The sequence below is a fragment of the Amycolatopsis cihanbeyliensis genome (assembly GCF_006715045.1).
In the GTDB taxonomy this organism is placed as follows: domain Bacteria; phylum Actinomycetota; class Actinomycetes; order Mycobacteriales; family Pseudonocardiaceae; genus Amycolatopsis; species Amycolatopsis cihanbeyliensis.
In genome coordinates this window covers 3,821,346-3,840,550 of sequence record NZ_VFML01000001.1, presented here as the reverse complement: position 1 = coordinate 3,840,550, position 19,205 = coordinate 3,821,346, and the positions used below count along the sequence as shown (strand labels likewise).

Sequence of the window (19,205 nt, the reverse complement as noted above, 5' to 3'; positions counted from 1 at the left end):
CCACGATCGGGTGACGCCCACCCGACCTGCGGGAGACGGTGCCGAAACGGGCCCGTAACGAGCCAATGCTGTGCTCAGCGGGCTCGGAGTGGCAGGATGCGTGCACTCGACCGGTATGACCTACTAGGAGTAATCGTGGCGCGTACCACACTGAGGGCACTCACCCTGCTGCCCGCCTTCGCCCTTGCCCTCACCGCAGCCGGTTGCGCCGAGGAGGTCGGCGGCGGCGAGGACACCCAGGCCGGGGACGAGATCAACCTCGTCAAGGAGGGCAAGCTCACCACGTGTACGCACACCCCGTACCCGCCGTTCCAGTTCGAGGAGGGTGGCGAGATCGTCGGGTTCGACGTGGACCTGGTCGACCTCGTCGCCGAGGACCTCGGCGTGGAGCAGTCGATCATCAACATGCCGTTCGAGGGCATCGAGTCCGGCGAGGCGTTCAACACCAACCGCTGTGATGTGGCGGCCGCGGCCATCACCATCACCGAGGAGCGGGACGAGGTGATGGACTTCTCCGACGGCTACTTCGACGCCAACCAGGCACTGCTGGTGCGCAAGGACTCCGGCATCAAGACCGTGGCCGACCTCGGCGGGAAGACGCTGGGGGTGCAGATCGGCACCACCGGTGAGGAGTACGCCACGGAGCACAAGGACGAGCACGGCTACCAGATCCGCCAGTACGAGGACCTCGGCCTGTTGCAGACCGCGGTGAAGACCGGCCAGGTCGCCGCCGGGATCAACGACAACGTGGTGCACTTCGAGTTCGTGAAGCAGAATCCGGACACCGAGGTCACCGAGGAGTTCGAGACCGGCGAGCAGTACGGCATCGCGCTGCGCACCGGTAACGGCGCGATGCAGGCCAAGGTGAACGAGGTGCTCGCGGCGGCGCAGGGCGACGGCCGCTACGAGGAGATCTACGAGAAGTGGTTCGGGAAGAAGCCGGAGACCAAGTAACCCTCACGGCACCGCACCTTCCCGAGGAGTCCCTTCATGGCCATGTCGCGCCGTAAGCGCGCCCAGGCGTTCCGCGGGGCCCAGTACGCCCTGCTCGTACTGGTCATCCTGCTGCTCGCCCTGTTCGCCAACTGGTCGGAGCTCACCCGCGCCTTCTTCAACCTGGACGCGGCCGCCGACCAATTTCCCGGCATCATCACCACCGCGCTGGTGAACACCATCATCTACACCGCGCTCGGCTTCGCGCTCGGCCTCGGGCTGGGCTTCGTGTTCGCCATGATGAAGCTGTCCTCGGTCGGTCCCTACCGGTGGATCGCGACCGCGTACATCGAGTTCTTCCGTGGCGTCCCGGTGCTGCTGGTCTTCATCGCCTTCGGTTTCGGTGTCCCGCTGGCCTTCGACCTGATATTCGACACCTACACCACGGCGATGCTGTCGCTGGGGCTGGTCGGCTCGGCCTACATCGCCGAGACGCTGCGGGCCGGGATCCAGGCGGTGCCGCCCGGCCAGGTCGAGGCGGCGCGCTCGCTCGGCATGTCCCCGGGGCGTACCACGGTCACCGTCGTCGTGCCGCAGGCGTTCCGGATCATCCTGCCGCCGCTGACCAACGAGGTCGTCCTGCTCACCAAGGACTCCTCGCTGATCTACCTGCTCGGGCTGCTCCAAGTCGAGTACGAGCTGGCGAAGTTCGGCAGGGAGGGACTGAACGAGACCGGTTCGCTCACCCCGATCCTGCTGGCGGGTTTGGCCTACCTGCTGATCACGATTCCGCTCGGTTACCTGTCCCGGTACCTGGAGCGGCGGACCGGCCGCAAGCAGCAGCGCGGCCTGGAGGTGGAAGCATGAGCAGGGCAGCGGCGAGGAGCCAGGGTACTAGTGCCGACCCGATCGTCGAGATCAGCGGGCTGCACAAGGCGTTCGGCCGGCTCGAGGTGCTGAAGGGCATCGACCTGCGGGTTCGCCGGGGCCAGGTGGTGTGCATCATCGGGCCCTCCGGCTCCGGCAAGTCGACCCTGCTGCGCTGCGTGAACCTGCTGGAGGAGCCGAACGAGGGCACGGTCGTGGTGAACGGCCACGAGCTCACCGACCCGGATGTGGACCTGGACGGCGCCCGGCGCGAGATCGGCATGGTGTTCCAGGCGTTCAACCTGTTCGGGCACCTGTCCGTGCTGGAGAACCTGACGGTCGCCCAGCGCAAGGTGCTCAGGCGGGGCAAGGCCGAGGCCGAGCGGATCGCGCGGGAGAACCTGGAGAAGGTCGGGTTGTCGGACAAGGTGGGCGCCATGCCCGCGCAGCTGTCCGGCGGGCAGCAGCAGCGGGCGGCGATCGCCAGGGCGCTGGCGATGGACCCGCAGGTGATGCTGTTCGACGAGCCCACCTCCGCGCTGGACCCGGAACTGGTCGGCGACGTGCTCGGGGTGATGCGGCGGCTGGCCACCGAGGGCATGACCATGCTGGTGGTCACGCACGAGATGCAGTTCGCCCGCGAGGTCGGCGATGTCGTGCTGTTCATGGACGACGGGATGGTGGTCGAGCAGGGCCCACCGGCCCAGGTCATCGGCAACCCGCGGGAGCCGCGTACCCAGTCCTTCCTTTCCCGGGTGCTGAATCCGGTGCATGCCGGCGACTGAGTCCTCCGGAGTCCTCCGGAACCGACCGCCTTTCCCGCTCGTCTCACCACAGTGGGTACTCCACCCGGCCGATTGCGGTAACCATCGGCGATCGGCTTCGCTTGGGGCCCTGGGGCTGGGGACATGTCGAGGGGAGGAGCCGACCGGATGCCGACCTTTCGGCGAGGCACGAAGGACCAGGGGGAGCCGGCGGAGGAGGACACCCCGGCCGACGACACCCGGCCGGATTTCGACCCGTTCGACCCGAACCCGGACCCTTCCTACGAGGTCAAGGCCGAGGACCTGCTCAAGCCGTTGCGCGAGCCGGGGTCCGGCGGGCTGCTGCGCTGGCGCAGGCAGGCGACCAACGCGCCGATCGTGCAGGTGGAGAACGCCTACATCACCGGGAAGCTGGACCTGCGCGCCGCCGAGCTGGAGTACCTGTTCCGGTTCGAGCGCTGCCGGTTCGAGCAGCCGCCGGACGTGCGCGAGGCCAGCCTGCTCGGGCTGGTCTTCCGCAAGTGCTGGCTGCCCGGGCTGAAGGCGCGCAACCTGCGCAGCCGCAACGACGTCCGGCTGATCCGCAGCAAGGTGCAGGTCGACTCGGGCGGGCGGGTCGATGGGGAGACCACCGTGCGCCGCGGCGGGGACCGGGAGCGCGGGGTACCGGACGCCGCGGTCAACCTCACCGACGCCGTGATCGAGGGCTCCCTGGTGCTCACCCGCACCGAGATCAACTATGCCCGGGGCAAGGCGATCCAGGCGGACCGGCTGGCGATCACCGGTGCCCTGCTTGCCTACCGGCTGGAAGCGGGCGGCGAGGTGCGCATCCCCGGTATGCGAGCCGGCGGCAACGTCAACTTCTCCGGCGCCACGCTGAACAACCCGGACGGGATCGCGCTGAACGGCAACGGCCTCGAGATCAGCGGCAGCCTGCTGTGCGAGGCGGACGCCTATGGCGCGTCGGGGCGGCGCCGGTTCTCCGCGAACGGCGTGCTGTACCTGCCCAGCGCCAAGGTCGCCAGCGACATCGTGCTGCGCGGGGCCCGGCTCACCGTGAACCAGACCGGGCCGATCGTGGTGAGCGCGTGGAAGACCGGCGACCCCTATGTCGACCCGCGACCCGCGCTGAACGCGGACCGGCTCCAGGTGGACGGGAACGTCGAGCTGAGCGACGGCCTCCACGCCACCGGGACCATCCGGATGGTCAACGCGCACATCGGCGGCACGCTGCGGCTGGCCGGTGCGCGGATCAAGGTGCTGCGTGGTCAGGCCGAGCCGTACTACGACCGGGCGTTGCATCTGGACGGTTCCGAGATCAACGGCGATGTGGAGGCGACCGGGCTGTCCGTCGAGGGGCAACTGCGCCTCGCCGATGTGACGATCCGCGGAAACGTGCTGGCCTGGAACGCCAAGTTCCTGCACGCCGACCGGGACGTGTTCTCCGCCCGCCGCACCCAGGTGTCCGGCAACTTCCACCTCACCGACGCCAAGGTGGCAGGCACCCTGCGGATGCAGGGCATGCACGTCGGCGGGAACATCGACCTGTACGGCACCCAGCTGAGCAGGCCACAGGTCCGCGCCTCCAGCAGCTTCTCGGTGGACCTGCGCACCTCGCGGGTGGATCGGAACCTGGTGCTCACCGCGCATCGCGGCCGGGCCTTCCGGGCCGATGGCGGGGTGAACATGGACGGCGCCACGGTGCACCGGAAGGTCGACCTCACCGGCGCCGAGCTGCACTCGAGCGGGCAGCACACGATCGCGCTGGACATCAGCGACGTGCAGGCGGACGAGTTCCTGCTGCTGCCCGGCCTGCCGCCGGAGGGCAAGGTGCTGCTGCGCAGGGCGCACTGCGGCACGCTCGGCGACGAGCCCGGGCTGTGGCAGGCGACCGGGGGCGTCGAGCTGGAGGACTTCCAGTACGACGCGCTCACCGAGCCGATCTCGCTGGAGGACGACGGCGCGGTCGAGCGGCGGATCGAGCTGCTGCGCGCGGCGATGGGCGGCTACCGCCCCGGGCCGTACGACCAGCTCGCCAAGATGCTGCGCGCCAGCGGGAACGAGGAGCACGCGGATACCGTGTTGCTGCGCAAGCAGGAGTACCGCTACGACGCGCTGCGCAGCGGCGCCAGTGTCCTCGGACCGGGGATCCGGGTGTGGAGCTGGCTGCAGCGCTGGATGGTGGGCTACGGGTACAAGCCGGTGCGCGCGCTGGTCTGGCTGTTGCTCCTGCTGGTGATCGGCAGCGTGTACTTCCAGTGGCTCTCGGGTACCTGCACCGACAGCGAGCTGCTGCTGATCGACGGAAAGCGCTGCGCGATCAACGCGGACGACAGCGGCCTGGTGTGGAGTTCGGCGCTCTACACCGTGGACCTGCTGGTACCGATCGTCGACTTCGGGAACAAGAACCGCTGGCACATGGACGGCCTGGACAGGTGGATGGGAGTGGGCCTCACCGGGATGGGCTGGGTGCTGGCGACCACGCTGGCCGCCGGTATGACCCGCATGCTGCGGCGCAACGGTGGCTGAACTCCCCGTCGCCCTTGACGAGGGTCGATGCGAATGAGCGCCCTTCTCCGCAAGCTCCGGGCGGCCCCCGTCGCCGGGATTGTGCATGACCCTCGGGGTGCATACTGTTGGTATGTCACATCGGCCGTTGCGATGAAGCGAGGTCAGCATGTCCCAGCCGAGCGCGACCGGGCGGATCGAGGTGCGTGCCCGGCCGGAGCGGGTGTACGAGCTGATCAGCGAGCCGGGCACGCTCGCCGAGCTGGCCGACGAGTACGCCACCTTCCGTTGGTTGGACGGCGCGTTCTCGGCCAGGGTCGGCGCCCGCTTCAAGGGCGGTAATCGCCGCGGCCTCCGGCGCTGGAGCACGATCGCCACGGTCACCGACGCGGTGGCGGGCCGGTGTTTCGCCTTCGAGGTGTCGGCGGGGCCCGCGCCGGTCGCCCGCTGGCAGTACGACATCGAGCCTGTGGCGGGCGGTTGCCGGGTGACCGAGAGCACCTGGGAGCGGCGTCCCGGCTGGCTGAAGTTCGCCGGTTCGCTGGCCAGCGGTGTCTGGGACCGGGCAGAGCACAACCGGCACAACATCGCGAACACGCTGCGCAGGCTGAAGGCCCGCGCCGAGGCGAACTGAGCTGTAACGGCGGCGGCGAGCGGACCGAAAACTCGGTAGACGATCTTTGTCAGCTACCTGGGGGAACCGCGCCATGCTGATGTCCGACCGCCGCCCACGGATCGCTCCGGTGCTGATCGGAGGTGCCGCGGCGCTGCTGCTGATGGCGTGCTCGCCTGAGGAGGCCTCGGCCCCCGCAGCCGGCACCCCGTCCGCCACCACCACCGCGAGTTCCACGCCGGTCACCAGCACACCGTCCACAACGGCGCCGCCCAGCACGACGACGGCACCCACTACCGAGTCCAGCGCGAAGGCACCGCCGCGGACCACCCGGCGGCAGCCCGCACCGAACGCGGGCAGGCAGCCCGCACCGCAGCCCCCGCCGCCCGGCGTGGCCGCACGGGAGCGGGAACGGAAGAAGGCGATCAACTCGCCGTTGCCCATTCCCCCCGAGGCCACCCAGCCGCACTACGCCGACTGACCCCAGTCAGGCACGGCAGCTGAGTAACGGTTTACCGGGGAGTGGCGACAAACCTGCTGTCACCGGTAGGTGACCGCGTATCTCTGTATTTCCCCGTTCGTAGAGAGCACAGGCCCGAACCCCCCATGCCGTTCACGCGCGTCCTCGCCCCGATCGCCACCGTCGCCTGCGTCGCCGGCCTGGTCCTCGGCTGCGCCCAGCACCCGGCCCAGCAGGTCTCCCCGGCGACCCAGACCATCACCAAGACCCCGGAGGCGACCGGCGTCGTGCGCGTGCCCTGACGGGAACAGGGCGGCACACCGGCTGGTTGACTCCGGGCGTGACTTCCGTGCGACATGTACGCGCGCCCGAGCTGGCAGGCGCGCAATGGCTGAACACCGGCGGTGAGCGGCTCCGGCTCGCCGAGCTTCGCGGCCGGATCGTGCTGCTCGATTTCTGGACCTCCGGCTGTGTCAACTGCCTGCACGTGCTGGACGAGCTGCGCCCGCTGGAGCGGGAGTTCGCCGACGTGCTGGTCACCATCGGCGTGCACTCGCCGAAGTTCCTGCACGAGGGCGAGCGGGCCGCGATCGAGGCCGCGGTGCGCCGCTACGAGGTGCGTCACCCGGTGCTGAACGACCCGGACCTCACCAACTGGCGGCAGTACGCGGTCAAGGCGTGGCCCACCCTGGTGGTGATCGACCCGGAGGGCTACGTGGCGCATGTCGCCGCGGGCGAGGGGCACGGCGAGGCGTTGCGCAGGGTGCTCGAGGAGCTGGTGGCCACGCATACCGAGAAAGGCACGCTGCGCAGGGGCGGCAGCCCGTACGTCGCCGCCGAGGAGGCCGGCGGCGAGCTGCGCTTCCCGAGCAAGGCCGTGCCCTCGCCGTCCGGCACCCTGCTGGTCGCCGACACCGGGCACCACGCGGTCGTGGAGCTGGCCGCCGACGGCGAGACCGTACTGCGCCGGTTCGGCAGTGGCAGGCGAGGCGCCGAGGACGGTCCGGCCGACCGGGCGGGCTTCGCCGAGCCCTCCGGGGTCGCGGTGCTGCCGCCCGCGGTGGCCGAGCGGGTCGGGTACCAGGTGGTGGTGGCCGATACCGCGGGGCACCTGCTGCGCGGTATCGACCTGGACACCGGGCAGGTGCGCACCGTGGCCGGCACCGGGAAGCAGTGGCGGGACGGCCCGGTCCGCGGCGCGGCCGGCGAGGTGGACCTGACCAGCCCATGGGACCTCACCTGGTGGGAGCCCGCGGGCGGGGTCGTGGTGGCCATGGCGGGCAACCACACCCTGGGGCTGTTCGACCCACTGCGGGGCGAGATCTCCCGGCTGGCGGGCACCACCGTCGAGGGGCTGCGGGACGGGCCTGCCCCCGAGGCGTTCTTCGCCCAGACCTCCGGCCTCGCCGCGACCCCCGAGGAGCTCTGGCTGGTGGACGCCGAGACCTCGGCGCTGCGCGGGCTGCGGCGGGAGGGCACTGCCTTCACCGTGCACACCGCCGTCGGGACCGACCTGTTCTCCTTCGGCCACCGCGACGGACCCGCCGGGGAGGCGCTACTGCAGCACCCGCTCGGCCTCGCCGTGCTGCCGGACGGGTCGATCGCGGTCGCGGACACCTACAACGGCGCGGTCCGGGGGTACGACCCGGCGAGCGGCACGGTCAGCACCCTCGCATCCGGGCTCTCCGAACCCTCCGGCCTGCTGGTGCATGCGGGGAAGCTGCTGGTCGTGGAGTCCAGCGGGCACCGGCTGCGCGAGCTGCCGCGGGAGACCGGAAGCAGCGTCACCGGCGACGCGCATGCCGTGCGCAGGCCGCCCACCACGCTGGCGCCGGGGGAGGTGGACCTCGAGGTGGTGTTCCGGCCCCCGCCGGGAGAGAAGCTCGACGACCGTTACGGGCCGTCCACCCGCCTCGAACTGAGTGCCTCCCCGCCGGAGCTGCTGGCCGAGGGCGCCGGTACCGGTACCGCACTGACCCGCCGGATCCGGCTGGCCGAGGGTTACCCCGAGGGGGTGCTGCAAGTGGTCGCGCAGGCGGCGAGCTGTGACGATGAGGCCGAGCATCCCGCCTGCCGGATGACCCGCCAGGACTGGGGTGTTCCGGTCCTCCTCGACCCCGCGGGCGAGCGCGATTTCCGGCTCGTCATGGCCGGGCCGGCCGCGGGCGAGGGATAACATGACGGCTGTGTCAGATTCGGAAAGCAGGACCGGCGCGGGCGTGAAGCTCGAGATCCAGCTGCTGCATGACCGGGTGCTGGCCCGGATGTCGACCGACGAAGGGGAGCGGCGGAGCACCGGCGGCATCGTCATCCCGGCCACCGCACAGATGGCGCGCCGGCTCACCTGGGGTGATGTACTGGGTGTTGGCAATAATGTGCGTAACGTGAAGGTCGGCGACCGAGTGCTGTTCAACGCGGAGGACCAGTACGAGGTGGAGATCCAGGGCGAGGCGTATCTGGTGATGCGGGAGCGCGACATCCACGCGATCGCCAGCGAGCGCACCGAGCACGGTACGGGGCTTTACTTGTAGCGGACGCGTTTTCGGAGGGGCAGGTGCGCGAGGAGCAGGACCGGCCGGAGCCGGAAGCCGACCCGACTGAGCCGTTCGCTGCCGCCCTGCCCGCTCCGGAAGCCGCACCGGCCCCCGACGAGGGCTTGCTCGGCGAACTGCTCGACCACGAGCCACCCGCCCCGCTCCCCTCGACGCCCGCGCGCCGGTTCCGCGCCGGCCTCGGCAAGGTGATGATGGCGACCGGCGGTGTCATCGCGCTGCTGGCACTGGTCTACGTCGCCGACCTGATGCTGAGCGCGGGAGACGTTCCGCGCGGGGTCACCGTCGCCGGTGTCGAGGTCGGCGGGATGAGCCACGGTGCCGCCGAGGCCAAGCTGCGGATCGAGCTCGAACCCCGGCTCGTCCAGCCCATCCCGGTGCGGGCCGGTGACGCCAGGGCCGAGCTGGACCCGACCACCTCCGGCCTCGGCCTCGACTGGCAGGCCACCCTCGACCAGGCGGGCCACCAGCCGCTGAACCCGGTGCGCAGGGTGCTGTCCTTCTTCCGCGCCCGCGAGGTCGGTGTGGTCCCCACCATCGAGCCTCGGCTGATCCGCCAGGCGGTCACCGAGCTGGCGAGCGAACGGCTCAACCACGGACTCACCGAGGGCACCATCCGCTTCGAACCCGCGCCGGGCGATGGCGCCGTCCGGCCGGTGGCCGTGGAACCACGGCAGGCCCAGGAGCTCACCGATATCGAGGGCGCGGTGCGGATCGTCACCGACGACTGGCTCACCGACCGGACCATCGAGTTCCCGATGCGGGTGACCCCGCCGAAGGCGAGTTCGGCCGGGGTGCACGCGGCACTCGACCAGGTGGTCGCGCCCGCGGTGGCCGCGCCGATCCGGGTGCGCGGGGAAGGTACGGCAGCCGTGCTGCGGCCCGAGGACGTCGCCGGGTCACTGCAGTTCGCCGCGGTGCCCGACGGTTCCCTGCAGATCAGGGTGGACCAGTCCACGCTCCGCCGGGTGCTGCTGCCACAGCTGGTCGGAACCGAGCAGCGGAGCAGGAACGCCAGGATCGTGTTCGCCGCGGGCAAGCCGGACATCCAGCCGTCCGCGCCGGGTAGGCAGATCAACTGGGCGCGGACACTGGCCCCGCTCATGGATGTCGCGCGCCGCGCGGCGGACCGCGAGCTGCCGGTCGCCTACGACACCCGGCCCGCCAGGGTCACCACGTCCGACGCCGAGCGGTTCGGGATCAAGGAGGTCATCGGCGAGTTCACCACCGGTGGCTTCCCCGGCGACGTCGCGCACAACATCGGCGTGATCGCCCGCCAGGTGGACGGCACGATCGTGCGGCCGGGGCAGACGTTCAGCCTGGACGAGCACACCGGGCCGCGTACGGCCTCGCGTGGCTACCGCACCGCGCCGGTGCACGAGGACGGAACCGGTCCACCGGTGATCGGGGGCGGGGTCTCGCAGCTCACCAGCACGCTGTACAACGCGATCTACCTGGCCGGGCTGAAGGATGCCGGGCACACCGAGCACGCCACCCACTTCTCGCGTTACCCGGTGGCGCGGGACGCGAGCTCGTTGCGGGAGAACGGATCCAGCGTCGAGATGGCGTTCACCAACGACAGCTCCACCGGTGTGGCCATCCAGGCGTCGGCCTCGGGTGGCACGGTGACCGTGCGGATCTGGGGCACCAAGCGCTACCGGGTGGAGAGCGTGCCCGCCCCGCGTACCGACGTGGTCCCGCCCCCGATCAGCATCGGGCCGCCGGAGGACTGCACACCCGTGGCGGGCACGCCGGGATTCAGCACCTCGAACACGCGCATCCTGTACGACCTCGAGTCCGGTGCCGAGGTGAGCAGGCAGACCCGGGACGTCCGGTACGCGGCCCGGCCGACCGTCATCTGCTGACGGGCACCGACCTCGCTGTGTGACCACCGGTGCCGCCCGGTCGTGTGGTGTGCCGGGGCGGGCGGTCCCGCTACGTTGGGTAGGTCAGGCTGATCGCGAGTCCGCAGATGGAGGTTCGGTGTCCCGTCGGGTGCTGCAGAGGAAATCGTTGCCCGCCAAAGGTTTTGCCCTCACCGCCGCCGTGGCCACGGCGTTGCTCACCGCCCCGGCCGCCAGTGCCACGGAACCGGAACCCGCGCTGGTGCGCGCCACCGAACACAACGCCTGCAAGCTGAACGTTCGTGCCGGCGCCGGCACCTCGACCTCGATTCTCACCACCCTCACCTGCGACAACTACACCACCTGTGTGCGCGCTGAACCCGACTACCCGCCGTGCTCACCGTTCGTGGTCGGTGAGCGGTACTCCTGCGTCGGCACGGACGACAGGCAGGTCACCGACGACAAGTGGGCCGAGGTCGCCTGGCGGGCGCCGAAGCCCGCCTACGTGGCGGTGGCCTGCGCCGCCTTCCGTGCCTAGCGCAGCACCACACAGCCGCGCGCCTCCAACCCGGCCAGCCAACCGGGCTCACGCAGGTGCTTGTTCCGGCGCAGGTCGAGCTTGTCCAATGTGGATAGATCGGCGATCTCGCCGGGAAGGTCGGTCAGCCCGTTGTCCCGCAGGTCGAGCAGCCGCAGCTCGGTCAGCCGGGCGATCGAGCCCGGCAGGGTGGTGATCCGGTTGCCACGCAGGTGCAACTCGCGCAGCGCGGCGAGATCGCCGATCGACTCGGGCAGTGCGGTGAGCCGGTTGCCGTACAGGCGCAGCTCACGCAGTGCCGACATGGCGCCGATCCCGGCGGGCAGTTCGGTCAGGCCGTTGTCGGTCGCGCCGAGGTAGCGCAGCCGATTCAACCCGCACAGCGAGTCCGGGAGGGTGGTCAGCCGGTTGCCGGAGAGGTAGAGGTACTCGGTGAGCCCGGGCAGCGCGCCGAGCGTGTCGGGCAGCTCGGTGAGCTGGTTGTGTCCGAGGTCGAGGGTGTGCAGCGCGGACAACCGACCGATGTCCGGGGAGACGCGGACGAGCCGATTCACCGACAGGTTCAGCATCCGCAGGCCGGTGAGCTGCCACAGCGAGTCGGGCACCGCATCGAGTTCGTTGTGGTAGAGGCTCAGCCACTCCAGCCCGCGGGCCTGGGTGAGTCGTTCCGGGAAGCGGGTGAACCGGTTGTGATCCAGGTCGACTCGGGTGACCCCGGTGAGGTCCACCGGCGGTAGTTCGGTCAGCCCCTTACCGCTGAGGTCCAGCCAGCTCTCCCGCACCGGGCCCAATCTGGCGGGCCGGCGCAGCGCGGTGCGCCGGCCCGCCAGCGGTCAGGACTTCGGTGTCGTTCGGCCGCCGGTGATCTTCGGGTACGCCGCGGCCGCGGCGATGACGCCGACCACCGCGGCGGCCACCTGGAACACGTGCCGCCACCAGTCGATGCCCGGGGTGTCCCGGATGCCGAACACGCCGGCCAGCCAGTTGCCGATGAACGCGGCGATGATGCCGACCACGATGGTCAGCCACATCGGGATCTTCTGCTTGCCCGGAGCGAGCATCCGGCCGATGACGCCGAGGATGAGGCCGACGATGATCGTCGTGATGATGCCCCAGATTCCACCAAGCATGTCTGCTCCTTCACCCGCGAGAGAGTAGGTACCCGAAAGGGTTGCACTACCGCGCGTAGGTCGCTGGACGGGGCGCACTTCCGGGTGAACCCCAGCCCCGCGGATCCCGCGCGAGGCGGGCCGGTCGAGATGCGCATCCTGGTCTGGGAACCTCCGCGAGTGTTCGAGCGCGACTGGCGGCAGGGCATCGTCGAGGACGGTGTGGTGCGCTACGAGGAGGTCGCCCCCGCCTACGCCGGATGAACGACAACGGGGTCGTGAGCGCGGGTGCGCTCACGACCCCGTTCGCGTGCCGCCGCGGGATGGCGGGTCAGTGAACCAAGCGGCGCATCAGAAGGCCGCCTCGTCGATCTCCATCAGGTCGTTGTCCGCAGCCTCGACGATCGCGCGCCGGGCGGTCAGCTCCGGCAGCACGGTCTTGGCGAAGAACGAGGCGACGGCCACCTTGCCGTTGTAGAACGGGACATCCTTGGCCGCGGCGCCCGCGTCCAGCTTGGCCATCGCGATCTCGGCCTGCCGCAGCAACTGCCAGCCCACCAGCAGGTCGCCCGCGGACATCAGCAGCCGGACCGTGTGCTGGCCGACCTTGTTCACGCTCTGCGGGTCCTCCTGCGAGGCGGTCAGGTAGCCGATCATCGCGCCGAGCATGCCCTGGGTGTCGTCCAGCGCCTGCTTGAGCAGCTCCCGCTCCTTCTTCAGCCTGCCGTTGCCGGCCTCGGACTCGATGAAGCCGGTGATCTCCCCGGCGACGTGCGCCAGCGCCTGCCCCTTGTCCCGGACGATCTTGCGGAAGAAGAAGTCCAGCGACTGGATGGCCGTGGTGCCCTCGTACAGGGAGTCGATCTTGGCGTCCCGGATGTACTGCTCGATCGGGTAGTCCTGCAGGAAGCCGGAACCACCGAGGGTCTGGAGGGACTGCACCAGCTGCTCGGTCGCCCGCTCCGAGCCCGCGCCCTTCACGATCGGCAGCAGCAGGTCGTTCACCCGCTCGGCCAGTTCCAGCGCCTCGGCGCCACCCTCCTGCGTCCAGATCTGGTCCTGGTAGGTCGCGGTGTAGAGGTACACCCCGCGCAGGCCCTCGGCGTAGGCCTTCTGCAGCATGAGCGAGCGCCGCACGTCCGGGTGGTGGGTGATGGTGACCCGCGGCGCGGCCTTGTTCAGCATGTTCGGCAGGTCGGCGCCCTGCACCCGCTCCTTGGCGTAGTCCAGCGCGTTCAGGTAGCCGGTGGACAGCGTGGCGATGGCCTTGGTGCCGACCATCATCCGGGCGTACTCGATGACCTGGAACATCTGCGCGATGCCGTCGTGCACCTCCCCGAGCAGCCAGCCGACGGCCGGGGTGCCGTGCTGGCCGAAGGTCAGCTCGCAGGTGGTGGACACCTTGATGCCCATTTTGTGCTCGACGTTCGTCACGTAGGCGCCGTTGCGCTCCCCCGGCTCACCGGTCTCCGCGTCGAACCGGAACTTCGGCACCAGGAACAGGGACAGTCCCTTGGTACCGGGCTTCGGCTCGATGCCGGGGCCCTCGGGGCGGGCCAGCACCAGGTGCATGATGTTCTCGGTCAGGTCCTGGTCGCCGGAGGTGATGAAGCGCTTCACCCCGTCCAGGTGCCAGGAGCCGTCCTCCTGCAGCATGGCCTTGGTACGGCCGGCGCCGACGTCCGATCCCGCGTCCGGCTCGGTGAGCACCATGGTGGCGCCCCAGGCGCGGTCGATCATGAACTGCGCCCAGCGCTTCTGCTCCTCGGTGCCGTTCTTGTCGACGATCATGGCGAAGTTCGGCCCGGCCATGTACATGAACAGCGCCGGGTTCGCACCGAGGATCAGCTCGGAGGCGGCCCACTGCACGGTGGGCGGCAGGCCGAAGCCGCCGAGGTGGTCGGGCAGGCCGAGCCGCCACCACTCGCCGTCCCAGAGCTGCTGGTAGCTCTTCTTGAAGGACTCCGGGAGGGTGACGGAGAAGGTCTTGGGGTCGTAGACCGGCGGGTTGCGGTCCGCGTCGGCGAAGGATTCGGCCAGCGGACCGACGGCGAGATTGTTCAGCTCGGTGAGCACGCCACGCGCGGTCTCCTCGTCGGACTGTTCGAGCACGCCCTTGCCGAGGCGCTCCTGAACGCCGAGTACCTCGAACAGGTTGAACTCGAGGTCGCGGACGTTGCTCCTGTAGTGGCCCATGTCGTCGCTCCGTTTGGGTGTTCGGGATTCCGGCTGGGCACATCCCCCTACTCGCCGGTAACATAAGGGTATTACCTGTCAGTAACCTACGGCAAGCCGATCAGCCTGATTGTGACGAATAGTGCTCTTTGGGGCTACTTCCCAGCGAGTCATCCGGTCGAACGACGAGGATCCCGCGCCGGAACGCGGTGGTCACGGCGTGTGTGCGGTCCCGAGCGGACAGCTTGCGCAGGATGCTTTTGACGTGCGTGCGCACCGTTTCCACGGAGAGGTAGAGCACTTTCGCGATAGCCGAGTTCTCCAGCCCCTCGGCCACCAGTTGCAACACCTGGTACTCGCGTCGGGACAGCGGCATCTGGGTGTGCACCTGCTGCTGACCGGGTGGCTGGCCTGCGGGCTGCCGCTTCGGCCGGGAGGTGAGCGTGGCCAGCGCCGGGTCCACGTAGCGCCGGTCGGCGTGCGCACGCAGGATCGCCTCGGTGAGCTTGCGGGGCTCGGTGGCCCTCGGCACGGCGGCGTGCGCGCCCGCGGCCAGCACGGTGGCGAGGAAGTGCGGGGTGCGGTTCGCGTCGCGGACCACGACGACCACGATCGTGCCCGGTTCCCCGGCGGCGAGCAGCCGGATGAGGTGGCCCTGCGGGTCCAGCCCGGAGTCGACCAGCACGGTGTCCGGGCGTAGCTGCTCGCACATCTGCAGGGCGGAGTGGTGCGCGCCGGCGTGGCCGAGCCAGTACAGGCCGGGGGTGCGGTGGATGAGGGCGGCCAGGCCCTCGCGGTAGAGGGGCACCGGATCGATCGCGGCCACGCCGAGCCCCCGGGCGCCCGGCTTGAACGGCTGGCCCCTGTTCGAGCCGATGCTCTGTGTCATGCGTTCTCCGTCTCGCTACATCCGGCCCGGTGTTCCCTGGTGGGACTCGGGACGGGTTAACCCGTGACGCTTTTGACGGCCATTCATTGGTTTCGTGACGAAGATTCCCCCATCAGGGGGGTTATTGACCAGGCTTGGGGTGGTTTTGTTAACACGTGGCGTTGTTAAACAGCGGTACGAAGGGCGCGGAACTCCTCCGCAAGGGTGATAACGCTGTAATGCGCGTTCAGCCCGCTCGGGTTCGGTAGCACCCACAGTCCGGCGCCGCCGACCTGCTCCTCCTGCCTGCCGATCCGTGCCCGCGGCCGACCGAAGGCCGTGCGGTACGCGGTGACACCGACCACGGCCAGCCAGCGTGGCCGGTGCCGGGTGACGTTGCGCACCAGAGCCTCGCCACCCGCGCGTAGTTCCGCGTCGGTCAGCTCGTCCGCGCGTGCGGTCGCCCGGCCGACCAGGTTGGTGATGCCGAGCCCGTAATCGAGCAGCTCCCACTGCTCGGTGGGGTCGAGCAGGCGCGGAGTGAAACCGCCGCGATGCAGTGCGGGCCAGAACCGGTTGCCCGGCCGGGCGAAATGCAGGCCGGTGGCGCCGGAGTACAGGCCGGGGTTGATTCCGCAGAACAGCACGCGCAGGTCGGGTCCGATGACGTCCGGGATCGTGCGGCCGTGCGCCGCTCGGAGCCGCTCCCTGGTCGGTCGCTCGGCCATCCGGCCAGTGTGCCCCCGGCTCCGGAGGCCGCACACTCGAGGTGTGCGGGAGCCGGGTGGCCAAGTCGGGCGTCGGGTGCGTACCCTGTGTGATCCGGCACACAGGACGGCATCAAGGGGGATGACGTGGACGTGGCGATCGTCATCGGTCTGGTACTCCTGCTGCTCATCGCCGCCGTGACCACGGTTGTGCTCGAGGACCGGCGTAGTGCCCGGCGGGCTGCCCTGCGTAGGCGGGAACGGTTGGCCGAGCTGGGCGAGCCGGCGTCGTAAGCGGCTGGGTGGTCGCGCCGCTGAGCGCGTCGGCCCGCCGTGCCTGTGCCCGCAGCACCAGGAACAGCGCGGCCAGTACCCAGCCGAGCGAGGCGCCCACGGTGTTCGCCATCAGGTCGTCCACGTCGAAGATCCGGTACTGGTAGGGCGCCGTGCCGAAGTTCGCGGTCAACTGGCAGACCTCGATGGCGGCGGACCCGGCGAGGCCCAGCAGCGTGGCCCCGGTGAATCCGCGCCGCCAGAGCACGCGGGCGAAGATGCCGAGCGGGACGAACAGCAGCACGTTCATGGACAGTTGCTGGAAGGCCAGCGTGGTCAGCGGGTTCCCTACGCTCTCCCGCGCCACATCGGCCGTCCACTGGAACGGGACCAGTTGGATGTGCTGGCCGAGCCGCCCGCCACCGGGGCCGGGCAGGGGGAGCAGTACCAGCGCCACGGTCAGGCAGGCATAGAGCGTGACCAGTGCGGTCCTGGCCAGCCTGCGCGGCAGCACCCGACCGAACCGGGCCTGCTGCCCGAGTATCTGCGGGATGAGCAGCACCGCCCAGATCACCAGGAAGCCGAGCAGCCCGTATGCCAGCGCGAAGGTCTGTGCCGAGGTCATGCCTTCGAAGCTATGGCGGGCTGACCTGCGAAACCTCGGTCGAAGGGCCGGTGGTTGCCTTCCCCATCGGCCACCTGGCCGATGACCGCTCGGCCCTCCCTCCGCCCCGCCGGTTGGCGGTTCGGGTGGTGAACCAGACCAGGGTGACCACTGCGGCGCAGCCCGCGAGCTGCCATCCGGTCGGCCGCTCGTCCAGCAGGAGCAGCCCCAGCAACACGGCCAGCACCGGCTGCAACAGCAACAACGCGGCACCGACCCCCGCCCGCAACCGGGGCAGCGCCGTGCCGACCAACACCCAGCCACCCACCTGTCCGGTGAGCGCGAGTGCGGCCAGCCAGCCGAACGCGGGCCACCCCGGTGCCAGGTCGACCCCGCCCCAGACCAGGCCGAACAGCAGCGACGTGACCGCGGCACTGATCGTGGCCGTGCGCACCGGCGCCACGAGCTGTCCCGGTGTGGCACCCTTGCGCAGCAGGAACAGGAAGCCCGCGTACGCCGCCCCGGCCGCGACCCCCATCAGCGCACCACGCACCGGGTTGCTGCCCGGTTCTGCCCGCCCGATCGCGCCGCTGGCCAGCGCCACCGCGAGCAGCATCAGCGGGGCGGTCGCCAGGAAGCGTGCGGCCGGCCGTTCCCTGGAGACCAGCCAGGCCAGCCCGGGCAGGATCACCACCTGCACGTTGACCAGCACCGTGGCGATCGAGGCGCCGACATCGGCCACGCACTGGCCCCAGAACACCAGGTCGATCCCGAGGAACACCCCGGCGGCCAGCCGGCAGCGGGTGCGGCCGGGATCGCGGTCCGCCCGGGGCTCCCGCAGGGCGAGAGGCAGCAGCACCGGCAGGGCCAGCAGGCAGCGCCAGAGCGCGGCGGTCCCGGGGCTGGTGCCGGACAGCTTGACGAACATCGCCGAGACCGAGATGCATGCAGCGCCGGCGAGCAGCAGGAGTCGGGGATCGGAACGAACGGTCACTCCTCGAGCGTGCGAGGAGTAACTGATAAGGACAAGTGAATTTTTGTTCGCCTTATTCAGTAGTATTGCTGTCGTGTTGAGTCTGGACCGGCTACAGGCGCTCGCGATGGTCGACCGGCACGGGTCGATCGCGGCCGCGGCCGAGCAACTGCATCTGACGCCCTCGGGCGTGTCCCAGAAGCTGGCCAAGCTCGAGCGGGAGACCGGGCACCGGTTGCTCGAACCGCGAGGACGTGGTGTGCGGCTCACCCACGCCGGGCGGGTGCTGGCCGAGCACGCCTCCCGCATGCTCACCCAGTGCGTGACGGCCGAGGCGGACCTCGCCGACCTGACCGAGGAGATCCTCGGGCCGCTGCGGATCGGCGCGATGCCGAGCACGGTCCGCAGGTTGCTGGCGCCGGCGCTGACCATGTTGCGAGCACGCCATCCCCGGCTGTGGCCGACCCTGCGGGACGGCGAGGTGGTGGACACCATGCCGTTGCTGCTGGCGGGCGAGCTGGACCTGGTGGTCGCGGAGAACTGGGCGCACCGGCCGACCGTGATCCCGGAAGGGGTGAGCAAGCGGCTGCTGCTCGACGAGCAGGCCATGGTGGCACTGCCCGTGGACCATCCGCTCGCCGGCCGGGAGACCGTGGATCTCGCCGAACTCGAGGGTGCCGCGTGGACCAGCTGCGGGCCGGGTAGCGCGGCGGGTGAGGCGCTGGTGCAGGCGGTCCGCAACCAGCGGGTGGAGCCGGAGGTCCGGTACATCGTGACCGAGTTCCCCACCCAGGCCGCGCTGGTCGAGGCCGGGCTGGCGGTGGCGCTGATCGCCCCGCTGGCATTGCAGTCGGTTCCGGGTGGGGTGCGCCTCGTCCCACCCGAGCCCGCGCTGCGCAGGGAGATTCACGCGGTGTGGCGAACCGACCGGGAGAACCCGGCGGTGCGCGCCGGTGTCGCCGCACTGGCCGGCGCAGTACCGTCGAGCGTATGACGATCACCCTCCGTGCCGCCGAGGAGGCCGATCACCCGGCGCTCGTCCGGGCCGTGCAGCAGTGGTGGGGCGACTCCCGCTCCCCCGAGCAGGCGCGCGAGCTGGCGTTGCTGCTGCCCCGGCTGTTCCTGCAGCACTTTGCCTCGACCAGCCTGATCGCGGAGGAGGACGGCGGCGAGCGGGCCTGGCCCGCAGGCTGTACGAGACCTTCTTCGCCGCGGCCATCGTGGAGGGACGCCAGGTGGTTCGCGCGGTGACCTCGCCGGGGAACAAGGGGTCGATCGCGTTCCACCGCCGGATGGGTTTCCAGGTGGAACCGGGCGACCGGGAGGTGGACGGCGTCGCGGTGCGGGCGGACTACGACGGGCCGGGCGAGGATCGGGTGCGCTTCCGGACGGACCTGCTCGCCACCACGTGAGCTCC

22 protein-coding genes are annotated in these 19,205 nt (G+C 70.3%); 15 read left to right on the top strand and 7 right to left on the bottom strand.

Features of this window, described 5'->3' with window-relative positions; translation table 11 throughout:
* The first annotated feature begins 135 nt into the window (after nt 1-135).
* The 11 genes from FB471_RS17315 (at nt 136) to FB471_RS17270 (ending at nt 11,079) form a co-directional block, all read left to right on the top strand.
* Nucleotides 136-954 carry a basic amino acid ABC transporter substrate-binding protein gene (locus FB471_RS17315; protein ID WP_141999493.1) on the top strand — a complete coding sequence of 273 codons (819 nt, stop codon included), beginning with the start codon at nt 136-138 and terminating at the stop codon, nt 952-954.
* 36 nt (nt 955-990) lie between these two features.
* Nucleotides 991-1,800: an amino acid ABC transporter permease gene (locus FB471_RS17310; protein WP_141999492.1), complete on the top strand. Its 810-nt coding sequence runs from the start codon at nt 991-993 to the stop codon at nt 1,798-1,800.
* Nucleotides 1,797-2,585, top strand: coding sequence for an amino acid ABC transporter ATP-binding protein (locus FB471_RS17305; protein WP_141999491.1), 789 nt, complete (start codon nt 1,797-1,799; stop codon nt 2,583-2,585). The genes FB471_RS17310 and FB471_RS17305 overlap by 4 nt, the downstream gene beginning before the upstream one ends.
* Before the next feature lie 147 nt (nt 2,586-2,732).
* On the top strand, nt 2,733-5,093 hold the full coding sequence (locus FB471_RS17300) for a translocation/assembly module TamB domain-containing protein (RefSeq protein ID WP_141999490.1): 2,361 nt from the start codon (nt 2,733-2,735) through the stop codon (nt 5,091-5,093).
* Between the two features lie 148 nt (nt 5,094-5,241).
* Nucleotides 5,242-5,706: an SRPBCC family protein gene (locus tag FB471_RS17295; protein WP_141999489.1), complete on the top strand. Its 465-nt coding sequence runs from the start codon at nt 5,242-5,244 to the stop codon at nt 5,704-5,706.
* Between the two features lie 73 nt (nt 5,707-5,779).
* Entirely contained in the window at nt 5,780-6,166 is a 387-nt protein-coding gene (locus FB471_RS17290; protein ID WP_141999488.1) for a hypothetical protein, read from the top strand.
* Between the two features lie 125 nt (nt 6,167-6,291).
* Entirely contained in the window at nt 6,292-6,447 is a 156-nt protein-coding gene (locus FB471_RS34155; protein ID WP_170220838.1) for a hypothetical protein, read from the top strand.
* Between the two features lie 38 nt (nt 6,448-6,485).
* Entirely contained in the window at nt 6,486-8,321 is a 1,836-nt protein-coding gene (locus FB471_RS17285) for an NHL domain-containing thioredoxin family protein (protein ID WP_246076452.1), read from the top strand.
* 1 nt (nt 8,322) lies between these two features.
* Entirely contained in the window at nt 8,323-8,676 is a 354-nt protein-coding gene (locus FB471_RS17280; RefSeq protein ID WP_141999487.1) for a GroES family chaperonin, read from the top strand.
* A gap of 23 nt (nt 8,677-8,699) precedes the next feature.
* The gene (locus FB471_RS17275; protein WP_141999486.1) at nt 8,700-10,562 is read left to right on the top strand and encodes a VanW family protein; all 1,863 of its coding nucleotides are present in this window, start codon (nt 8,700-8,702) and stop codon (nt 10,560-10,562) included.
* 118 nt (nt 10,563-10,680) lie between these two features.
* The gene (locus FB471_RS17270) at nt 10,681-11,079 is read left to right on the top strand and encodes a hypothetical protein (protein WP_246076451.1); all 399 of its coding nucleotides are present in this window, start codon (nt 10,681-10,683) and stop codon (nt 11,077-11,079) included.
* On the opposite strand, the gene FB471_RS17265 is transcribed toward FB471_RS17270, so the two are convergent.
* On the bottom strand, nt 11,076-11,861 hold the full coding sequence (locus FB471_RS17265; RefSeq protein ID WP_141999485.1) for a leucine-rich repeat domain-containing protein: 786 nt from the start codon (nt 11,859-11,861) through the stop codon (nt 11,076-11,078). The genes FB471_RS17270 and FB471_RS17265 overlap by 4 nt on opposite strands.
* 51 nt (nt 11,862-11,912) lie before the next feature.
* Complete coding sequence (locus tag FB471_RS17260; RefSeq protein WP_141999484.1) at nt 11,913-12,209, bottom strand: GlsB/YeaQ/YmgE family stress response membrane protein; 297 nt, start codon at nt 12,207-12,209, stop codon at nt 11,913-11,915.
* Nucleotides 12,210-12,293: 84 nt separating this feature from the next.
* Between FB471_RS17260 and FB471_RS35145 the strand changes: the two genes are divergently transcribed.
* Nucleotides 12,294-12,452, top strand: a complete 159-nt coding sequence (locus tag FB471_RS35145) for a hypothetical protein (RefSeq protein ID WP_246076450.1) — start codon at nt 12,294-12,296, stop codon at nt 12,450-12,452.
* Nucleotides 12,453-12,539: 87 nt separating this feature from the next.
* Here the strand turns inward: FB471_RS35145 and FB471_RS17250 are convergent, their stop codons facing one another.
* The 5 genes from FB471_RS17250 to FB471_RS17230 form a co-directional block, all read right to left on the bottom strand.
* Entirely contained in the window at nt 12,540-14,384 is a 1,845-nt protein-coding gene (locus FB471_RS17250; RefSeq protein ID WP_141999483.1) for an acyl-CoA dehydrogenase, read from the bottom strand.
* Nucleotides 14,385-14,484: 100 nt separating this feature from the next.
* Nucleotides 14,485-15,252: a LuxR C-terminal-related transcriptional regulator gene (locus FB471_RS17245; RefSeq protein ID WP_141999482.1), complete on the bottom strand. Its 768-nt coding sequence runs from the start codon at nt 15,250-15,252 to the stop codon at nt 14,485-14,487.
* Nucleotides 15,253-15,416: 164 nt separating this feature from the next.
* The gene (gene mug / locus FB471_RS17240; RefSeq protein ID WP_141999481.1) at nt 15,417-15,959 is read right to left on the bottom strand and encodes a G/U mismatch-specific DNA glycosylase; all 543 of its coding nucleotides are present in this window, start codon (nt 15,957-15,959) and stop codon (nt 15,417-15,419) included.
* A gap of 166 nt (nt 15,960-16,125) precedes the next feature.
* Nucleotides 16,126-16,836, bottom strand: a complete 711-nt coding sequence (locus tag FB471_RS17235; RefSeq protein ID WP_141999480.1) for a VanZ family protein — start codon at nt 16,834-16,836, stop codon at nt 16,126-16,128.
* A gap of 10 nt (nt 16,837-16,846) precedes the next feature.
* Nucleotides 16,847-17,809 (bottom strand): DMT family transporter, encoded by a 963-nt coding sequence (locus FB471_RS17230; RefSeq protein WP_246076449.1) that lies wholly within the window; start codon nt 17,807-17,809, stop codon nt 16,847-16,849.
* Between the two features lie 73 nt (nt 17,810-17,882).
* Here FB471_RS17230 and FB471_RS17225 point away from each other — a divergent pair, with 73 nt between their 5' ends.
* The 3 genes from FB471_RS17225 to FB471_RS35700 are packed head-to-tail and all read left to right on the top strand — an operon-like array spanning nt 17,883 to nt 19,200.
* On the top strand, nt 17,883-18,782 hold the full coding sequence (locus FB471_RS17225) for a LysR family transcriptional regulator (RefSeq protein ID WP_141999479.1): 900 nt from the start codon (nt 17,883-17,885) through the stop codon (nt 18,780-18,782).
* On the top strand, nt 18,779-19,039 hold the full coding sequence (locus FB471_RS35705; RefSeq protein ID WP_342779437.1) for a hypothetical protein: 261 nt from the start codon (nt 18,779-18,781) through the stop codon (nt 19,037-19,039). The genes FB471_RS17225 and FB471_RS35705 overlap by 4 nt, the downstream gene beginning before the upstream one ends.
* Complete coding sequence (locus tag FB471_RS35700) at nt 19,024-19,200, top strand: GNAT family N-acetyltransferase (protein ID WP_342779436.1); 177 nt, start codon at nt 19,024-19,026, stop codon at nt 19,198-19,200. The genes FB471_RS35705 and FB471_RS35700 overlap by 16 nt, the downstream gene beginning before the upstream one ends.
* Nucleotides 19,201-19,205: the final 5 nt, after the last annotated feature.